The 443-nt window shown below is 54.0% G+C and carries 1 protein-coding gene; it reads right to left on the bottom strand.

Annotated features, from left to right (window positions below):
- The coding region (locus K0039_RS25460; RefSeq protein WP_228106912.1) for an ABC transporter permease at positions 1 to 443 on the bottom strand (443 nt) is incomplete at both ends.

The following is a 443-nucleotide window of genomic DNA, read 5'->3' as shown; positions in this document are numbered from 1 at the left end:
GTCGGGTAAACCTCGCCGATCCAACGTCCAGGCCCTTCCATCGAAGCTACCGGATCGATCATCCCGGAAAACTGTGTCGCCGGGATCAACGTGATAATCGCCGTTCCGAAAATGGCGGCAATCTGGCTTTTCATAAAGGTGGAGATCAGCAGCCCCATTCCGGTGGCAATGATGATATACAGCAGCGCCGCCAGGGTGAGAGTCAGGAAACTGCCTTTATGCGGTACGCCAAACACAAACACCGACAGGCCGCAGAGCAGGAAAAAGTTCAGCATCCCCAGCGCGATGTATGGCAACTGTTTACCAAGCAAAAATTCACTACGCGTGGTGGGGGTCACGTAAAGGTTGATAATCGACCCAAGCTCTTTTTCCCGCACCACGCTAAGGGCGCTTAGCATTGACGGGATCATCATCAGCAGAAGCGGGATCACCGCCGGAACAAT

It is taken from the genome of Terrisporobacter mayombei (genome assembly GCF_020748465.1).
GTDB classification, from domain to species: domain Bacteria; phylum Bacillota; class Clostridia; order Peptostreptococcales; family Peptostreptococcaceae; genus Terrisporobacter; species Terrisporobacter mayombei.
This window is presented reverse-complemented; position numbering and strand designations above follow the sequence as displayed.